12 protein-coding genes are annotated in these 16,133 nt (G+C 47.5%); 3 read left to right on the top strand and 9 right to left on the bottom strand.

Annotation, left to right across the window (positions count from 1 at the left end; all coding sequences use genetic code 11):
• Positions 1-185 precede the first annotated feature (185 nt).
• From NC980_RS21045 to NC980_RS21035, 3 genes are all read right to left on the bottom strand, one after another.
• Positions 186-839: a hypothetical protein gene (locus tag NC980_RS21045; protein ID WP_190377426.1), complete on the bottom strand. Its 654-nt coding sequence runs from the start codon at positions 837-839 to the stop codon at positions 186-188.
• A 375-nt stretch (positions 840-1,214) separates the two neighbouring features.
• Positions 1,215-1,421 (bottom strand): hypothetical protein, encoded by a 207-nt coding sequence (locus NC980_RS21040; RefSeq protein ID WP_190377425.1) that lies wholly within the window; start codon positions 1,419-1,421, stop codon positions 1,215-1,217.
• Between the two features lie 27 nt (positions 1,422-1,448).
• Entirely contained in the window at positions 1,449-2,462 is a 1,014-nt protein-coding gene (locus tag NC980_RS21035; RefSeq protein ID WP_190377424.1) for an NACHT domain-containing protein, read from the bottom strand.
• A gap of 470 nt (positions 2,463-2,932) precedes the next feature.
• Between NC980_RS21035 and NC980_RS21030 the strand changes: the two genes are divergently transcribed.
• Positions 2,933-5,986 carry an EAL domain-containing protein gene (locus NC980_RS21030; protein WP_190377423.1) on the top strand — a complete coding sequence of 1,018 codons (3,054 nt, stop codon included), beginning with the start codon at positions 2,933-2,935 and terminating at the stop codon, positions 5,984-5,986.
• A 94-nt stretch (positions 5,987-6,080) separates the two neighbouring features.
• Here NC980_RS21030 and NC980_RS21025 read toward each other — a convergent pair whose 3' ends face one another.
• The 6 genes from NC980_RS21025 to NC980_RS21000 form a co-directional block, all read right to left on the bottom strand.
• A complete protein-coding gene (locus NC980_RS21025) occupies positions 6,081-6,458 on the bottom strand; it encodes a PAS domain-containing protein (RefSeq protein WP_348254065.1) in 378 nt (125 codons plus the stop codon).
• A 1,049-nt stretch (positions 6,459-7,507) separates the two neighbouring features.
• Positions 7,508-9,685, bottom strand: a complete 2,178-nt coding sequence (locus tag NC980_RS21020) for a response regulator (RefSeq protein ID WP_199298579.1) — start codon at positions 9,683-9,685, stop codon at positions 7,508-7,510.
• Between the two features lie 20 nt (positions 9,686-9,705).
• Positions 9,706-10,167 carry a response regulator gene (locus NC980_RS21015; protein WP_190377422.1) on the bottom strand — a complete coding sequence of 154 codons (462 nt, stop codon included), beginning with the start codon at positions 10,165-10,167 and terminating at the stop codon, positions 9,706-9,708.
• Positions 10,158-13,640 carry a PAS domain S-box protein gene (locus NC980_RS21010; RefSeq protein WP_190377421.1) on the bottom strand — a complete coding sequence of 1,161 codons (3,483 nt, stop codon included), beginning with the start codon at positions 13,638-13,640 and terminating at the stop codon, positions 10,158-10,160. The genes NC980_RS21015 and NC980_RS21010 overlap by 10 nt, the downstream gene beginning before the upstream one ends.
• Before the next feature lie 97 nt (positions 13,641-13,737).
• Positions 13,738-14,670: a transposase gene (locus tag NC980_RS21005; protein ID WP_190377429.1), complete on the bottom strand. Its 933-nt coding sequence runs from the start codon at positions 14,668-14,670 to the stop codon at positions 13,738-13,740.
• The gene (locus NC980_RS21000; protein ID WP_206753831.1) at positions 14,663-14,947 is read right to left on the bottom strand and encodes a hypothetical protein; all 285 of its coding nucleotides are present in this window, start codon (positions 14,945-14,947) and stop codon (positions 14,663-14,665) included. The genes NC980_RS21005 and NC980_RS21000 overlap by 8 nt, the downstream gene beginning before the upstream one ends.
• Before the next feature lie 676 nt (positions 14,948-15,623).
• On the opposite strand from NC980_RS21000, the gene NC980_RS20995 reads away from it, so the two are divergent.
• Positions 15,624-15,923 (top strand): helix-turn-helix transcriptional regulator, encoded by a 300-nt coding sequence (locus NC980_RS20995; RefSeq protein ID WP_190377419.1) that lies wholly within the window; start codon positions 15,624-15,626, stop codon positions 15,921-15,923.
• A 32-nt stretch (positions 15,924-15,955) separates the two neighbouring features.
• The gene (locus NC980_RS20990) at positions 15,956-16,132 is read left to right on the top strand and encodes a hypothetical protein (RefSeq protein ID WP_190377418.1); all 177 of its coding nucleotides are present in this window, start codon (positions 15,956-15,958) and stop codon (positions 16,130-16,132) included.
• Position 16,133: the final 1 nt, after the last annotated feature.

Here is a 16,133-nt window from a genome sequence, read left to right as displayed (position 1 = left end):
ACCCTCTCATGCTGACTGCTGCTGGACTATGGAACTTTTACTTGCTCGCTGCTTAAGCTGATGGCAAAAAGCAGGAATCTCATAACTCTACAACTTATTTCCCAACAACTCTAGTGTTGTTTAAATGGCAGCATTTGCTGTCGAAGATTATCCTGCTGAATGTACCTTGGTGCTGCTCCCTCAGTTCACAAGGCAGGCAATGGTGGTGCATTGCGACTAAGGTTTCTCAAAAGGCATCGCTGCAGAATGCTCTTGTAGCAACTTGTGTATGAAACGATATCGCCCCCCGACTCGTTGAAGGAGTAGGCGATCGATGCTGTAGTTAAGGAGATGAGCGTAATTCCAGGGAATACAGCCTTGGCGACATAAAACAATGTGGAGAGATGCTTAATGCAATCGCCTAACCCACCCCTAAATCCAGCAAACAATCCACCGTATAACCCAGCAAACACTGCCCAAAACTGGACACTGACTAGAACAGGTACACTAAAAATCGGTCCCGAAGCCAACCCAATCAATAGCCCAATAAACAGCCCACCCGCTAGCATTCGTCCCAAACCATTCCATAGTGTTTTCCAGATTCCCTGATTTGGAAAAGCCTTCTGGTCTACTTCTGAACCAACCAGTCCAGCAAATAGCCCATAAATCGGCCCAAATATTAGTCCACCGATTAGCCCGCTAATCGATCCGAAAATTAGCCCAATAATTAACCCAAAATTCAGCCCATAAATCACCAAAAAAAATAGCCAAAAACCTAATCCGGATTTTAGTGCAGCAAGTAGTCCAACCATTATGCCTAACACCTGTCCAACCAGTAGCCCATTACTCAACCCATTCATCAGCCCTGCTTTAAATCTTGTCCTAGACCAGCCTAGAGATTCAGAAATCGATATGGACAATATCGTGTTATCCTGCGGACCCCATTTTTGCCAGATTAGCGGGCTTCTTAGCCCCCAACGTAGCCAAATTAGCCCTTTTTTAGCGTCTAAAGACCACTCCAGGAATTCTAAAATCGATGATTTGACCGTTTCTGCAGTGAGAAAATTATCCGGCCTACCTAGCAGCGCCGATGCAAAAGATAGCGCAGTTAGCCCCCCAAATAATGAAACCGACATACTACCCATAAGGAATAGCTTAAAAACCAGCCCAATAATCAGCCCAACAATCAGCGCACTAATCCATGTTGCTGTGCTTTTATAGTTTGTTTGCAGCGGCTAACTCAGCAACCGGAAAGGCTGCATTCGTTCAATCAGAAACTCGGTTTGAGACTCGCGCTCCATCTGTTGAGCTAGCCAGGTGAGCCATAGCCGAGTTTGTCTGGCGCTGTAGCTTTTCTGCGGCTTGCGTTTTTTCTTGCCCTTCTGAGTCAAGGCACTCTGCTCTATCATCCGCCTGACGTAGCCACCCAGCAGATGGTTCAATCGCGCTTTAGATGACTGTAAGCGCTGCTATTCTAATTCTGCCTCTCCCTGATAAGCCAGAACCGCCATGCTCAAAAGCAACGGTGGACGCACGAACTCCAGCAAGGACTCATCTCCAGCAATGGTATTCCAGAGCACAGATCGATTAGCACTTGCAAGGTAGTTCTGAATCTGACGATCGATCAGTTCCCGCAAACAAATCGCCCCATTGAGCTGAAGCGGTGCGTTCAGTCGTTCATACTCCTCAAAGCGGCTTCCTACAACTAGATAGGAGGGTGCGCTTTCTCCACTGATGAATTCATTAATGGCATGAATGCAGGGCAGTTGTCGTTGCGAGTCAAGTTCGTCTAGTCCATCAAGCAAAGGCAACAGCTTAAACTCTTTGAGCCATTGAACCCCAATATCTCGCCCAAGACCGTACTTCGAGTTCAGTTCTGCAACTAGCCAACTCGGTATCGATCGGGTCGTTGTCTTCCAGGTTGAAAGATTAAACAGCACTGGAATCGGGTAATTCGACTGCTGCTCATAGCGTTCGCAAAGGTCTTTTGCCAGTTCTAGTTGAGTTGTCGTCTTACCTGCTCCGGGTTTCCCTAGAATGAGTAGCCTACCCGCAATGTCAGCCCGATCAAACACCTGCAAAATCGTAGTGTTTTCTGGCAAAGCTTGGGGTGGAGTAGACCCGATCTTGACATCAGTATCCCAAAGTCGGGCAACTTGAGTGGGCTGGGCATCTTTGATGAGATTAATGAAGATGGCATTGTGCAACGACTGTTGCAGACGAGAAGCTACCTCTGCTTTGACCTGGTTGAGCAACTTTTGCTCGGTAGACGATCGCGGAATTGATGGAGCTTGATTGCAGTTGTGTATCACTACGGTGTTGCTATCACCTGAGATAACTGCACTCCTTTCCACATTTCCACCTACTGAAATGTGGCGATCTCTGCTGTTGGACGCATTCTGACGCAGCTTCTCTTCACTCTGAGCATCAAGTTCAGAGGATGACAGTTGGTCCGGATCAAGCGGGAGCTGTGGCTTGTTCATCTTCTGAACAGAGAAATTTCAAGTTCTCTACAGTGGGACATTAGAAGGTACTGCGTTATGACAGAAGAAACCTCAGCCTCTGAACAACCGCCGAAGAAACCGCCAGCAGACCCCAGTGAGATTTGTACAGTGCCAAATTAGATGGCATCAAGACAAATTTATGTCGCTGAGCAAATCCTCTCTATTCAAGGATTGCAGAACATGTTCGTTCAACAGCCTAGCCTTAGATCACCAGGATTGCCAAGTTGGCATTAGGCAGAAAAGTAAGCCAGGTCTAGCTCTGTTTCTTGAACGACACTAATGTATCTCCACGACAAATAAAAAGTCACTGTACATCTTAGCCCCTGCTTAACTTGAGTGAACTCATTGTGGTTGCGAGCCAGCATGCTTGGGAAATCTTAATGTATTGCAAGTAGAAAATCCCTGAGCACTCCTGTGAAACGGGTTAACACCGAGATGAAAGCAAAGATATGATCACTCCTAAGAAGACGTTACTCGTCGTGGGCATTACCTTTCTCGGGTTACTAAGTACCGTGTACACTGTCTCATCAACCATTTTAATGCGTCATGTTCGCGATGCAGAAACCCGGAGTACGCGTCAGTCTATCCAGGGAGTTCTAAGTGTCTTTACTCAAACTCAAGAGAACTTCAGCAGCCGTTTTGCAGACTGGTCTTCCTGGAATGATACCTACACCTTCGTTCAGGATGGCAACCTCAACTACATCAAATCCAACCTGGTTCCAGAAGCACTGGCAAATTTGAAGGTGGATTTAGTGCTGTTTGTTCAACCCTCAGGGCGAGTCGTTTTCGGAACGGGATTCGATCAACAACACAAACGCAAACTGCCCATTCCACCCAAAGTTTTAGAACACCTTTCAGCTGAAGATCCACTGCTTCAGCAACCCCTTCTTGGCACTAACTTGGCAGGAATCATATTATTGCCATCCGGTCCAATGTTAATCGCATCTAGACCCATTCTGACGAGTGAGAGTAAAGGACCGATTCGAGGGGTGCTAATTTTTGGTCGTTATTTAGATGCCAATGCGATTCAACGGCTCTCTGAGGTGACGAGATCGCAGCTTACCGTCCAGCAGCTTCAAGGCAATCTTCCCAAAGATTTTGAAGCAGTACGTCCTGCTTTGACAACTCGCTCCCCAATGCTAGTCCGCCCCGTGAGCGAACAGATCATTGAGGGACACGTCCTGCTGAGTGATCTCTACCATCAACCAGCGCTGCTATTACGAGTCGATACTCCTCGCGAGATTTACCACCAAGGCAGGAAAAGCCTGAGCTATCTCACAATATCCCTATTCGTTATTGGGATCATTGGTGGTGGCATCATGCTTTTCTTAGTGCAACGGTTAGCCTTATTTCTCATAGAACGTCAACGCGCTGAGGCAGCCTTGCGACAAGTTGAGGAAAAATACCACAGCATTTTTGAGAATGCGATCACTGGACTGTTTCAAACCACTCCAGATGGACACTACCTCAGCGCGAATCCCGCTCTAGCCCAAATTTATGGTTATGGCTCACCTAAAGAACTGCTCAGGGCTTTGACCAACATCGAGCATCAGTTATACATAGATCGGAATCGTCGCAAAGAATTTATCACCTTATTGCAGCAGCAGGATGTAATCACAAAATTTGAGTCCCAAGTCTATCGCAAGGATGGTCGCGTGATTTGGATTTCGGAAGCTGCCCGAGTCGTGCGGGATGCTAACAATCAGGTGCTTTACTATGAGGGCTCCGTTTCAGATATTACAGAGAATAAGCTGGTCGAAGCGGCATTGCGCGAAAGTGAAGAGCGCTATGCTTTAGCAATTCAGGGCACGCATGATGGATTGTGGGATTGGAATCTAGTTCTGAACCAAGTTTTTTTCTCATCGCGCTGGAAATCGATGCTGGGGTATGAGGACAGCGAAATTGCGAATCATCCTGATGAATGGCTGAATCGGATTCATCCTGAAGAGACGGTGAAAGTGCATCAAGAGATTGCAGCTTGTATTGAGGGAATCACAACGCAGTTTGAAAGCGAACATCGCCTGCTGCACAAGGATGGGCGGTATCTTTGGATGCTCAGCCGCGGCTTTGTCGTCCGGGATAAGAACGGCAAGGCATATCGGATGGTCGGCTCTCAGACCGATATTACCGAGCGGAAGCAAGCAGAAGAACAGCTCTTACATGATGCTTTACACGATTCTCTAACCGGTCTAGCCAATCGCATCTTGTTTATGGATCGCTTAGGACATGCAATTCAGTTATCTAAACGCCATGCGGATTACTGTTTTGCCGTCCTGTTTATCGATCTCGATCGCTTTAAGGTGATTAACGATAGTTTGGGGCATATGGTTGGCGATCAGCTTTTAATGGCAATCGCTGAACGCTTGGGTGAGCGCTTACGACCGGGTGATACCTTTGCCCGTCTCGGTGGAGATGAGTTTGTGATTTTGCTAGATGATATTCAAGAGGATGAAGACGCTACTGAGATTGCTGAGGGTGTACAACAGGCACTCAGGCATCCTTTTCACTTAGATGGGCAGGAGATTTTCGCAACCGCTAGTATTGGTATCATTCTCGGTACAGCGAGTTATGAGCGACCGGAAGACCTGTTGAGAGATGCGGACACGGCGATGTATCGTGCAAAGGCGCTGGGTCGAGGTCGCCATCAAGTGTTCGACCCCTCAATGCACGATTCTGCAGTAGCGCTGTTGCATATGGAAAATGATATGCGGCGAGCGCTGCAGAATCAGGAATTTCAGCTTTATTATCAGCCTATTGTGTCCATCAGAAATGACAGAATCAACGGGTTGGAAGCGTTGATTCGATGGCAGCATCCGAAGCGCGGCTTGATTATGCCATCCGAGTTTATTCCAATCGCCGAAGAGACTGGATTGATTATTCCACTCGGCTGGTGGGTTATGCGAGAAGCCTGCCGTCAAATGCGGGAATGGCAGATTCAGTTTCCGACAAATCCACCCCTTACTATCAGTGTTAATGTTTCCAGCAAACAGTTCGCTCAATCAGATTTAGTGGATCAAGTTCAGAGAATTTTGCAAGAAACAGGACTCAGTGCTCAGTGCTTAAAGCTAGAAATTACAGAGAGCACGGTGATGGAAAATGCGGATGCAGCGGTTGAAATGCTTCAAAAACTAAGAGACTTAGGACTGCATCTCTCGATCGATGATTTCGGAACAGGATATTCCTCCTTGGGCTATTTACACCGCTTTCCAGTGGATACGTTGAAGATTGATCGCTCCTTCATCACCCATGTAGAAGACGATTTAGAAAAAATGGAAATTATTCGCACTGTGGTTACCTTAGCCTGGAATCTGGGGATGGATGTGGTCGCCGAGGGTGTAGAGACGAAGAAACAGTTAGCTCAACTGAAGGTGTTGAGATGTGAGAATGGGCAAGGCTACATTTTCTCCCGACCCCTCAATCATGCGGCTGTCGCTGCTCTTCTTGGAGAAAAAGGAGACCTGACTCTGGATGATGTGGGTCAGCTTGGAGAAGCACTGCCGTAACTATCGACATGCCCCTTGATTTTGATCTTTGACACAAATTAGTTGACATACTCGTGTTCAATCGGAACAGGCGATGAGTTCCCCATTGTTCACTTCATAATGCTCGCAGGGTAAGTACCGCAGCAATTTTTCTGCCCTGCTCATCGTAGACGGGGCGAGCATTGCCCTCCACTAGAATCTCTGTCCCATCTGATCGCCGAATCCGCCAGCGTGCCTCTTTCACGACCTCATCTTTGAGCACAGCTCGACTTAAAGGTAGCTCTGCTGCAGGATAAGGATGTCCTTCTTCAGTGTAGAGATGATACATCTCGCTATAGTCTTCCGGTAGAACATCGAGCTTGGCAACTCCGTGCAACCGTGAGGCGGCATCATTGACAAACGTAATTCGCCCCTTCACATCGGTCACGATAACCCCTTCTATCAATTGCTGCAGGATGGCATCGCGTTCCAAAAAGGCGAAAATCCTCATCATCCGCTTCCGGGATCTCTTCTCACAGTTGAACCGATCCGGGATAAGAAGGCGATCGACCGGATCAAGAAACTGTTGCGTGACCAGCCACGGGATCTTTGTCTGTTTGTGCTGGTATCAATACTGCCTTCCGTGCCAATGAACTGCTTTCGCTCACGATGGGTCAGGTGCGCCTACTTCAACCCGGTGATGTGCTGCGGGTCAAGCAAAGCAAGACCGGGAAGTTTCGGAGTGTGACGGTGAATGGGGCAGTGGTCAAGGCAATCTCACAATATCTTGCGGGCTCTTCCCTTCCGAGGCGTTCGTATTTCAGGGTAAGCGCGGCTGTAAGTTGAAAATAAAGCTGTACACCGAATTATCCCAAAAGGCTAATAGTTAGATTCATTCTTCTGATCCGTTAGAAAATGAAGTTGCGCACAGCTTTAGATTAGTTGTAGAAGCTCCTGAAAATAAAGTTGTACACTATTGCCTCCTATTACGAGCATGAAGATAGGTGAGAATTGAATGGCGAAGTTTAGAGGGGTGACAGCGAGCCCATATTTAAGAGCACAAAAATGATGAGAATTTGTGCAGGATAGAGGTTGAGCAATCTTTAATCTACAAGGCGTTTATGTTCTAGTGATTGATGATGAAGCGGATAATCTTGAACTCGTTCAATTTATCTTAGCAAGCAGGAGCAACGGTGATTTCTGTATCCCTGGCAACGGAAGCACTCGAGAAGCTCCTTCAATTAAAGCCACACCTGATTGTTGCCGATATTGGGATGCCTGAAATGGATGGTTATGCCCTGATGCAGTGAGTCCGGGAACCCTCTCCCAAACAGGGCGGACAAATTCCAGCTATTGCGCTGACGGCTTATGCGAGTGAGCTGAATCAACAACAAGCTTTAGTGGCTGGGTTTCAGCGACATCTTGCCAAGCCAGTTGGTTCAGAGGAATTAATGGGAGAAATTGCACAAGTCCTGCCCGAGAGCAAAAAGAAAGACTCCTAGCAACCTGTCATCCTATCAACTGGTGATTATTTAGAGATGGAAAGGTTCAAATTCTTTTGCTTTAGAACAATACTTCGCTTGCTGTTTGACTGACCAAATCTGCAACTAACAGAATAAGCTGAGTTGGATCAATTGGTTTCGCAAGATGAGCTTGAAAACCTGCCAAGAGCGCAGCCTGACGATCCTCTTCTCTGGCATATGCAGTCACCGCGATCGCAGGAATACGACAAGCGTTCTTCAGAATTGCGGACATCTGCCCCCCTTGCTCTACGTGCAGCGAGCGTACCCGTCGTAAGAGAGTATATCCATCCTCACCGGGCATCCCAATATCACTAATTAGCAAGTCAAATGAGTTCCCAGAACTGGTTAAGGCTGAGAGCCCTTCACTCGCTGATGTTGCAGTGACAACTTCCGCACCACATTCTTCTAAGACCGAGAGCAATAAGAAGCGAGCATCCAAATCATCATCAATGATCAAAATCCGTCGCCCGTTTAAGCGAGCTGCACAGTGAAATGGATCAATCGTGGCAATTTCAAGAGAGTTAAACTGGGTTCGTCTGAAATCCGGTTTTGGAGCCAGCAGTGGCAGCCTTACGGTGAAGGTTGCGCCTCTGCCTTCACCTGCACTATCAGCAAAAACCTGTCCTCCATGCAAATCGACGAGATGGCGGACAATGGCTAGACCTAAGCCCAAACCGCCATGAGTCCGGGTAATTGAACTATCTGCTTGGCGAAAGCGATCGAAGACATAGGGAAGAAATTCAGATTTTATCCCCTGTCCGGTGTCGGATACTGTAATTTGGGCATCGAAAGCGAGAGCAGATTGCCCATCCGCGTCTGTGCCAGCTTTTTCTAGCTTGACCTCAACCCGTCCTCCCTTTGGTGTGAATTTCACAGCATTGCTCATGAGATTCCATATGACTTGCTGCAAACGTTCTGCATCGCCCGAAACTTTCCCGATTTGAGGATCTAGAGCTAGGTGCAATTGGATGTTTTTTGCCTCAGCCGTTGGGCGCACGGTGTCGATCGCAGCTTCAACAACAGGTAATAGTTCCAGAGGACGAAGGGTGAGACGAAGTTTGCCTTGAAGAACACGGGATACATCAAGCAAATCTTCAACCAGTCTTGCTTGGGCTTTGGCATTCCGCTCCACGGTTTCTAGAGCGCGAGTCGTTGTAGCTCCATCAAACTGGCGACTCCGCAGCAAACTCAACCAACCGATAATAGCGTTCAGGGGCGATCTCAACTCGTGGGAGAGCATCGCCAGAAATTCATCCTTAATTCGATTGGCTTCTTGGGATCTTTGATAAAGGTGAGCATTGTCGATCGCAAGCGCAGCGCGATTGGCTAAATCTTGCAAAAACGTTTGATCATCGATCGTATAGGATTTATCAGGTGTCTCTCGAATCAAACTGAGGCTGCCGATGCTCCGGTTTCGGACTCGGAGTGGCACAATCATGAGGCTATGGATTGTAAATTGCTCTAGGTAGGAGGCTTCCGTTTGTGTCGAAACCTGTAGTTCTGCATTAGTCGTCGTGGACAGAAACAAAGGCTGCTGAGTTTGAAGTACCTGAGCTGACAGCCCTTCGTAAATCCGTTGTGGGAAAGCGTTGGCAGCCTGCTGTACTCGCGTCACCACTTCAGGATTACGATGATAGACTGCCGGAATCTGAAGCCACTGTTCATCATCAGAAACAAGTTGCAGAATGCAAGCATCCCCAAGTAACTCTCCAATGGTGCAGCACACTGTATTGAGTAGAGTTTGAAAATCCAAAATCGCTTCGGAAAAGCTGCGAGAAGTTTCTGATAGCGTCTGTAAGCGATTTGCATAATTGATCAGTCTTTCTTCTGCATCTTTGCGAGCAGCCCGTTCCTCCGCTTCTTTCAAAGCACGCTTTACCGAAGGAATCAACCGTTCTAGTCGTTGTTTCAGGACGTAATCGGTTGCACCGCTTTTCAGCATTTCTACTGCCACTTCTTCTCCGAGCGTCCCGGAAACAAAAATGAAGGGTATAGCCGGACACTGTTCCTGAACAATTTCAAGAGCAGACGATCCATCGAAGCCAGGGAGTGAATAGTCTGCCAGAATCAGATCGAACGCCTGGTAGTCAAGGGCTGTTATAAAATCGTTGCGAGTTTGAGCTAATTTAAGGTCAACTTCCAATCCCCCTTCTAGCAAAACTGCTTGAATGAGATCGGCATCGATCGCGCTATCTTCAAGTAATAAAAAACGGAGCATAAATATATGTAATCCTAACGTCAAGATGCAGCGCGGGCAGGGGGAAGGGATCCAGGCGGCGGTTGATTCACCACTGCCCAAAACAACCCTAGTTCCTTAATCGCTTCGACAAATTCATGGAAGTCTACAGGTTTAACGACATAAGCATTGCTACCGAGGTTATAGCTACTAACCAAATCTTTTTCTTCTCGTGAAGAAGTCAAAATGACCACAGGCACAGCTTTCAACTCTGGGTCAGCTTTTAACTTGCTCAGCACTTCTAGTCCATCGACTTTAGGCAATTTCAAATCCAGGAGCACTACGCCCGGAAGCCCTTCACTGCGTAAGCGATAAATCCCACGCCGATACAAATAATCTAGAGCCTCTTCTCCATCTCGTGTAACGATGACTTCGTTCGCTAAACAATGTTCTGCAAGGGCTGCCAGAATTAATTCAATATCTCTAGCACTATCTTCTACCAATAAAATTCGCTTTAGTTCCATGTCGCCTCCTTCGGCGGGGTGTTGGGCAAGGATAAGTAAAAGGCAGCACCGCGATCGAGTTCTCCTTCTGCCCAAACCTTTCCACCATGACGGTGAATAATGCGCTGCACATTGGCTAGCCCAATGCCTGTTCCTTCAAATTGTTCATTAGTATGCAGCCGTTGAAACACGCCAAAAAGTTTATGTACATACTGCATATCAAAGCCTACCCCATTATCATGCACAGAGACGATGGTCTCATTCTCAGTGCTGGTACTCCTGATTTGAATGATTGCTTCAGTCCGAGTACGGGTATATTTCACAGCATTTTCTAATAGGTTGCGTAACACTAAGCGCATCATTGAAGGATCAGCCTGAACAACAGGCAAGGATTCAACGTGCCAATCAATGGTTCTATCCTCCAAATCTTGCTCCATCTCTCGCCGCACTTCCTGCAACAACTGATTGAGATCTAGTGTTGTCAGTCGCATTTCGGTTCGTCCCATCCGGGAGAATGCCAGCAAATCATCCACCATCCTGCCAGCTTCTTTAGTGGTGTCAGTAATGGTTCTTAAATAACGCTGGCTGGTTTCATCTAAAGCAGTGGAAGTTCCTAGCCGTCGTTGCAGCAGATCGATAAAGCCATTGATATGCCGCAGGGGTGCGCGTAAATCGTGGGAAACCGAATAAGAAAACGCTTCCAGTTCTTTATTCGTTGCTTGTAATTGTTGGGTGCGTTTCTTGACGCGATACTCTAGTTCCTCGTTCAGGCGGCGGATTTGTTCTTCTGCCTGTTTACGATCGTGAATATCAATACAAGAACCGATGTAGCCCAAAAATTCCCCATCCGGTGTAAAGCGTGGGACACCATGATCAAGCACCCAACGATACTCACTGTCAAACCGTCGCAAACGGTACTCCATTTTGAATTCCCGACGCGCATCAAACGAACCTGTGTAAATTTCTAGGCAATATTGAAAATCGTCAGGATGTACTCCCTCTGCCCAACCGTTACCCAACTCTTGCTCGATCGTCCGTCCCGTAAAATCTAGCCAAGGTTTATTGAAGTAGGTGCAGAGCTTATCAGTACCCGACATCCAGATTAAGACAGGAGCGGTATCTGCCAAGTGACGAAAGCGGGCTTCGCTCTCTTGCAACGCCTGTTGCTGAATTTGTAAATTTTCTGCCAGGGTTTCTGCCTGCCGCCGTGCCAGTACCTGATCGGTGACTTCAAATGCAAAGGTCATGATGCCCTCAGGCTTGCCGTCAATCCCTCGCATCGGTTGGTACACAAAATTGAAAAATCCTTCCTCTAAGGTGCCGTTACCCAGTCGATCCCATTCGGCTGCCGCTTCTTTACCGATAAAGGGTTCCCCCGTCTCCAACACCTGATCAAGCAATTCAAAAAAGCCCTGTCTTTCCAGGTCAGGAAAGGCTTCGCGCACCGGATGACCCATTAACTCTCGTCCACCCACTAACTGGCTATAGAGCGGATTGGCAAACTCAAACACATGGTCTGCTCCGCGCTGGATACAGATATGGGCAGGAGCTTGCATCAATAGGGAATATAAATAACTGCGCTGAAGCTCTGCCTCGGCTCTGGCTTTCTGTTCCCGCTCCAGCAGTTGCGCCCGTTCGATCTCTTTTTGCTTACGATCGGTAATATCAAGCACAAAGCAAACACCACGATCGGTAAACCCTTGCAGCAACGCACCCCCAATCAAAACGGGCAAACGGCTCCCATCTTTACAGAGATATTCTTTCTCATAGGGAACACAGACACCACGATCGAGAATCTCTGCCAAAGCGTGCTGGTCTAAAGAACGGTATTCCGATGGAGTCATTTCATCCCAACGCACGGCTCCCCGTGCTAAATCGTCGCGAGTGTAGCCGACCATCTGAAGAAAGACATCGTTGGCATCGGTAAATAACCCATCGACACTCCAGAACAGAATGCCCATCATATTCGACTCAAAAACGGCTCGAAACCGAGCCTCGCTTTCTCGCAAAGCCGCCTCTGCTCGAATCCGTTCTGTGATGTCACGCGATACCCCTACTAACTCAGTCACATTCCCCTGAGTGTCAAAAACCGGAGTTTTGATCGTATGGAAGTAGTAGATTTCTCCGTCTGCTCTTCGGTTTGGCTCTTCTAGAACTTCGACGGGTTCTCCGGTTGTAAACACTTTCAGGTCATCTTGCAAATATTGTTGAGTGAAATCCAGTTCGTTAAAGGGGACATCGGTAACACCGCGCAGTTCCTCAACCGTCATTTTGTAGTAATCACAGGCTGCTTTGTTTGCGTAGACCACTACGGAACCGGGAGCCTTGCAAAATACCATATCTTGAACTGAGTTGAGAATTTGGGCGTAGCGGTGTTCGCTTTCTGCTAGCGCTTGTTCAGCCCGCTTTTGTTCGGTCACATCGATCGACATTCCCGCCATTAGCTGTTGTCCGGCAGCATTTTGTAATGGAAACTTAAACGAAAGATAGTAATGGTCTCCATCTGCTTGTGGAGCAATTTCGGTGACTTGCAGCGTTTTGCCTTCAGTCAACACCTGCAAATCATTCTGCCGCCACTGCTGTACTGCTTCAGCCGGAAATAAATCAAAATCGGTTTTTTCCACCCATTCATCGAGCGATCGCCCAAAAGTTCGTTCAATTAACGGATTGACGTAAAGATAACGTCCTGCTTCATCCTTGATGTAGGCTGTAGCTGGGCTATGCTGCATAAAATTCTGAAATAGCGCTTGGCTTTCTCGCAAGGCAGCTTCTGCTTGCTTGCGTTCAGTGATGTCACGCGAAACCCCCACAACTGCCTCAACCATGCTTCCTGAGGTTCGCAAAGGTGTGAAAATATACTCGTAATATCGAATGCCATCAGGAGTCGCAAAATTAGTTTCTTCCTTGAGGGGCTTCCCGGTTTGTATCACTTGCTCTCGCTGGGCATCTACTCGCTCCATGAGTTCGGCTGGCAATCCTAACTCACGCCAAGTTTTCCCCACGATTTCATCCGGTTGAAATCCCAAAATCTGAGCGCCTCCCTGGCTCACATAGGAATAGCGACCTAAGCGATCGAACACATAAATATGATCGGTCGATGCCGCTAGAATGCGATTCAAGACATCAAACTGTTTTTGCACTTGTTGATACAGGATTTCTATCTGCCGTTTAGTACGAGACTCGGCAGCGAGAGAGCTAATCAACCCTGTGACGAGTACAAAAGCTCCAAGTTGTGTAACGCTGCTCAGGGCAGTCGGCAGTGCGTCAATTGGGGCAAGCAAAAAGACTTGAATGGCTAACACCGATAAGCCGATCGCGATCAGCCCCGCCATCATTCCACCTGACCAAGCACTAATCGCTACTGCTGCATAGAAAAAGGGAAGCAACGTCGGATAGAGCAGCGATCGTAGCAGCAAGGTGAGCAGGAGCGCTAACCCAGCTGCAAGAAATGGCGCAGTATAATTTCTTAGCCAGAGAGAGTTTCTTAGCCCCATGACTTATGACGATTGGCGGAACATTGTGTTTTTCAAACTACCATACGGGGGAAGATTTTTTTTAACATTCCTCTTAAGATCAATGCTTTGGACAGAATTATGCGACGATAATGCTGTAATTGCAAAGGCTTGAGTAGTTGGGATGAGATTTAATTTGGCTTGGCTCCAGGTCTAAGCTGCAAATAAATCGGTCGAGGAGGTGCTGATTGAACATTCGCCGCTTCACACTGGTTATCGAGAAGACAGATGAGGCTGGATCTGAGTGCTGCTGGAGTGCGTCTAACTTGGCGAGATTGAGCGCGGTGAGACTGGCATTGAAATGAAACGCTAACTTTTGAGCATCCCTGGCTTGGCAATCCTCCAGCCCGGTGAATTGCTTGGCATCGCGAAATAGAAATTCAATCTGGAAACGCAGCTTGTAATACTGGACAATCTGCATCGGATCTTGCTCGATGTTGGTGGAAAATAACAGACAAGTGCGAACACGAGTCGAATGGCGACAATCTACGAGATAAGCGACTCGAATCGTGCGTTTGAGCGAGACGTGCCAGACAACTGCCGTGTACAGGTCAACGTCCGGTTGCACGGTTTTGACAAAAGTGAAGTGGCTCAAATCGCTCAGGTCCACTTTGCCTGCATACTTGCGCGGTCTACCACGTCGCTTCTGTACACCTGTGTAGAGAAACTGAAGATTCGCATCACATCGCAATTTGCTGATAACGTGCAACTTCAAATCCACCGCTCCCGTGACAAAGCCTTCTTTGGCATAAGCACCATCGACTGCGAGATATTCGACTTCCGGTGGCAAGTGAGGTCGTACACAGTCGAGATGATAGAGATATTGATCCATGCGACTGAACTCTGGCAAGCTTGATTGAGCATAAGCTTGCTCGGCGGACAACGCATACCCCTGCTCGGTTTCGACATCGACGGCTCCCACGACTGACACCTCCAATCCCGTTTCCACTCGACTGGCACACCCATTCCAAAACGCATCGAGTCCAAAGGTCAGCTTGCCACTTTTAGTCACAAACGAACAGTCCATCACCGCGACCATTGCCGCGCCTGCTCGACTTGTCTAAGCAATCAACGCCTGATTGAATCGAGAAAACTCGAAGTCCTGTCTGTACTGTTGGCGGTAAGTCCGCTCGCTCAAACGGCTGTAGCGGCTCAGGTTCGTGAAGTTGGCTTTGCCACACACCAGCAACATCGTTGTGAATAAAGTCTACTAAGAATTTCGTTTGCGGTTTGCGAAATTGCCCGCTTTGACAAGCAGGCTTTGTACAATGGCTTCCATAGCTATCCATCGGTGGGTTTGTGATTATTCGCACCCTAAGCGATGGGTAGCTTTCTTGTCAAAATTCTGTCCAGACTATTGTTAAGATGGATTTAAGAATTAAAGGCGCTTCCCGGCATCAAGGCGTCTATAGAACCCATTTGAAATCATTTGCTGTGTTCTCAAGGCTGGTATTCCCTGAATTCTATGTTCCTTGTAATTTTTACATCATGATTTTCTTCCTGAATTCATCACTGCTTAAAGCTGCTCTGTGCGTACCTTCCGTTTGAAAGCAGCCCGAGCAGATAGCAAAACACAGCAACCGTCGGAATTCTACTTTGAAATTAAGTTATTCCCCAACAACTCTAGTGCTGATCAAAGCACAGTAGTTGCTCTTGCATCTGTGCAGCTTGAAGCTGACTGCTCTCTGAGCAGCCTCCTATTAGGATTGCTCGTGCTTAGCTGACATCCTCCTAATATGCGGAAGCGCAGAAGCATAGTTTGGAAAACTTAAAAGCGATATCAAATCATCAATCTACAGGTAGATTAAATCGAAAGTATGAATAAAAACAGAAATTACCCAGAGCTCAGTTTAGTCAATCGGTAACCTCTTCCACCTTAAGGTAGAAAACGAGTCCTACTAAATCGGTAGATAATCTGCCTGTAACGTTCGTTATACCGATTTTCCGTTAAACCCGTTTATAGATATGAAAGCCACTGTTCACACGGTTCTGCTACCAAAGACTCCCAGGCTGGAGCAGCCTGACGTTAGTCGCTTGATTCGAGAATTGCGACAACTAACCGCGCTAACACAGGAAGAGCTTGGTAGAGTCTTGGGCGTTGCCTACGGCACGATTAATCGATGGGAAAACGGACGAATGCAGCCGTCTACCCTAGCTCTCAAACAAATCTACGCCGTTCTCAGTGAGATCAACCAATCTGAAACTGGGGAGATACGTGAACGGAGTCAGCAGCTTTTAGACCATTACTTTGCCCCTGGACTCTAATGATGGTGCAAATTACATAGCGAATCTCTAAATTGTGTCAGTCGTGGATCGCCTTGACCGCTTATGCGGGAGAAATTGATCAGCAACAAGCCCTACAAGCAGGATTTCAACGGCATATGACTAAGCCAGTTGAGCAAGAAGAACTTGTGAGGGCAGTTAGCACTTTTTACAACTCTGAAGAAACCGCAGCATTAGTAAACCGGGGGTGAG

Source organism: Leptolyngbya sp. AS-A5 (assembly GCF_039962495.1).
In the GTDB taxonomy this organism is placed as follows: Bacteria; Cyanobacteriota; Cyanobacteriia; order Leptolyngbyales; family Leptolyngbyaceae; genus Leptolyngbya.
This window is presented reverse-complemented; position numbering and strand designations above follow the sequence as displayed.

What these genes read in the sequence shown, in the direction of transcription:
- NC980_RS21045 (WP_190377426.1), bottom strand. Translation starts at nt 839, where the DNA reads ATGAATGGGTTGAGTAATGGGCTACTGGTTGGACAGGTGTTAGGCATA.
- NC980_RS21035 (WP_190377424.1), bottom strand. Translation starts at nt 2,462, where the DNA reads ATGAACAAGCCACAGCTCCCGCTTGATCCGGACCAACTGTCATCCTCT.
- NC980_RS21030 (WP_190377423.1), top strand. Translation starts at nt 2,933, where the DNA reads ATGATCACTCCTAAGAAGACGTTACTCGTCGTGGGCATTACCTTTCTC.
- NC980_RS21025 (WP_348254065.1), bottom strand. Translation starts at nt 6,458, where the DNA reads ATGATGAGGATTTTCGCCTTTTTGGAACGCGATGCCATCCTGCAGCAA.
- NC980_RS21020 (WP_199298579.1), bottom strand. Translation starts at nt 9,685, where the DNA reads ATGCTCCGTTTTTTATTACTTGAAGATAGCGCGATCGATGCCGATCTC.
- NC980_RS21015 (WP_190377422.1), bottom strand. Translation starts at nt 10,167, where the DNA reads ATGGAACTAAAGCGAATTTTATTGGTAGAAGATAGTGCTAGAGATATT.
- NC980_RS21010 (WP_190377421.1), bottom strand. Translation starts at nt 13,640, where the DNA reads ATGGGGCTAAGAAACTCTCTCTGGCTAAGAAATTATACTGCGCCATTT.
- NC980_RS21000 (WP_206753831.1), bottom strand. Translation starts at nt 14,947, where the DNA reads ATGGATAGCTATGGAAGCCATTGTACAAAGCCTGCTTGTCAAAGCGGG.
- NC980_RS20995 (WP_190377419.1), top strand. Translation starts at nt 15,624, where the DNA reads ATGAAAGCCACTGTTCACACGGTTCTGCTACCAAAGACTCCCAGGCTG.